The 2,500-nt window shown below is 54.3% G+C and carries 1 tRNA gene and 2 rRNA genes (1 of these 3 cut by a window edge); all 3 read right to left on the reverse strand.

Annotated features, from left to right (window positions below):
• A tRNA-Met gene (locus ACSR1C_RS20215) sits at positions 1–77 on the reverse strand.
• A 74-nt stretch (positions 78–151) separates the two neighbouring features.
• Positions 152–266 (reverse strand): 5S ribosomal RNA (gene rrf / locus ACSR1C_RS20220).
• An 81-nt stretch (positions 267–347) separates the two neighbouring features.
• Positions 348–2,500 (reverse strand): 23S ribosomal RNA (locus ACSR1C_RS20225) (it continues 674 nt past the right edge of the window).

Here is a 2,500-nt window from a genome sequence, read left to right on the forward strand (position 1 = left end):
TGGTTGCGGGAGTAGGATTTGAACCTACGACCTTCAGGTTATGAGCCTGACGAGCTACCGGGCTGCTCCATCCCGCGCCAATTTTGCCTCACGGATGGTTGTCTTCAGTGAGGCGCATCGTTTGAGAGATACGTTTTATGTTCTTCGCTAGGTTTGGCGGTGACCTACTCTCCCACGTCTTAAGACGCAGTACCATCGGCGCGACGGCGCTTAACGGCCGAGTTCGGGATGGGATCGGGTGTTTCGCTCGCGCTATGACCACCAAACCGAGAGAAGAACATATTCCAAGTCTTGTACGCTGTGTTTTTGTGTATGCTTCTGATCAGTCAGCCTTGCTGTTACTGGATCAAATCAAGCCTATCGGGCAATTAGTACCGGTCAACTGAACGCATTGCTGCGCTTACATCTCCGGCCTATCGACGTGGTGGTCTTCCACGGCCCTCAGGGATACCTTGTTTTGAGGGGGGCTTCCCGCTTAGATGCCTTCAGCGGTTATCCTTTCCGATCATAGCTACCCAGCACTGCTCCTGGCGGAACAACTGGTACACCAGTGGATCGTTCACCCCGGTCCTCTCGTACTAGGGGCAACTCCTCTCAAGTATCCTACACCCACGGCAGATAGGGACCGAACTGTCTCACGACGTTCTAAACCCAGCTCACGTACCTCTTTAAATGGCGAACAGCCATACCCTTGGGACCTGCTCCAGCCCCAGGATGAGATGAGCCGACATCGAGGTGCCAAACACTGCCGTCGATATGGACTCTTGGGCAGTATCAGCCTGTTATCCCCGGCGTACCTTTTATCCGTTGAGCGATGGCCCTTCCACTCGGGACCACCGGATCACTATGGCCGTCTTTCGACTCTGCTCGACTTGTCAGTCTCGCAGTCAGGCTGGCTTCTGCCATTGCACTCAACGAGCGATTTCCGACCGCTCTGAGCCAACCTTCGCGCGCCTCCGTTACGATTTGGGAGGCGACCGCCCCAGTCAAACTACCCGCCACACAGGGTCCCGGATCCGGATAACGGACCGCGGTTAGACATCAAGCAAAGCAAGGGTGGTATCTCAAGGATGGCTCCACAAGGACTAGCGTCCCTGCTTCGAAGCCTACCACCTATCCTGCACATGCTTGGCCTGATGCCAGTGTGAAGCTGTAGTAAAGGTGCACGGGGTCTTTCCGTCTAACCGCGGGAAGCCTGCATCTTGACAGGCAATTCAATTTCGCTGAGTCGATGTTGGAGACAGCGGGGAAGTCGTTACGCCATTCGTGCAGGTCGGAACTTACCCGACAAGGAATTTCGCTACCTTAGGACCGTTATAGTTACGGCCGCCGTTTACCGGGGCTTCAATTCGGAGCTTCCACCCCTCCTTTTAACCTTCCGGCACCGGGCAGGCGTCAGACCCTATACGTCGTCTTGCGACTTCGCAGAGCCCTGTGTTTTTAGTAAACAGTCGCCACCCCCTAGTTTGTGCCCCCCACCACGACTTGCGTCCTGATGGGGCCTCCTTCTCGCGAACTTACGGAGGTATTTTGCCGAGTTCCTTCAACATCGTTCTCTCAAGCGCCTTGGTATTCTCTACCAGTCCACCTGTGTCGGTTTAGGGTACGATCTCATCGAGGGCTATTTCCAGGAACCCCTAAGCAGCCCGGTCAATCCGATAAGACTGAACTACCTTCGGGATCCGTCACATCCTCGTGGCCCAGGAATATTAACCTGGTTCCCATCGACTACGCCTTTCGGCCTCGCCTTAGGGGTCGGCTTACCCTGCTCAGATTAGCTTTAAGCAGGAACCCTTGGACTTTCGGCGACAGGGTCTCTCACCCTGTTTATCGCTACTCATGTCATCATTCTCACTAGTGATCACTCCACCGGATCCCTCACAGGCCGGCTTCACAGTCAAACCCGAGCCTCCGGTGCACCCGAAGGCGCAAAAGAGGCATGGGTTTTATCACACTACGCTCTGCTACCATGCCTTGCGGCATCCTAAGCTTCGGCTCATGGCTTGAGCCCCGTTACATCTTCGCCGCAGGACAACTTGATTAGACCAGTGAGCTGTTACGCTATCTTTAAAGGATGGCTGCTTCTAAGCCAACCTCCTGGTTGTTTTGGTCGTCCCACCTGCTTTCCCACTTAGCCATGAATTAGGGGCCTTAGCTGTAGGTCAGGGTTGTTTCCCTCTTCACCATGGACGTTAGCACCCACAGTGTGTCTGCCATCTAGTACTCCTCGGTATTCGGAGTTTGGTTAGGATCAGTAAGCCGGTAAGGCCCCATTACCCATCCAGTGCTCTACCCCCGAGGGTATTCGGATGACGCTCTACCTAAATAGATTTCGCAGAGAACCAGCTATCTCCGAGTTTGATTGGCCTTTCACCCCTAGGCACAACTCATCCCGACCTTTTTCAACAGGTGTGGGTTCGGACCTCCAGTTAGTGTTACCTAACCTTCATCCTGGTCATGCCTAGATCACTCGGTTTCGGGTCTGATCCCACAAACTCAA

The sequence above is a fragment of the Actibacterium sp. D185-2 genome, from assembly GCF_054954595.1.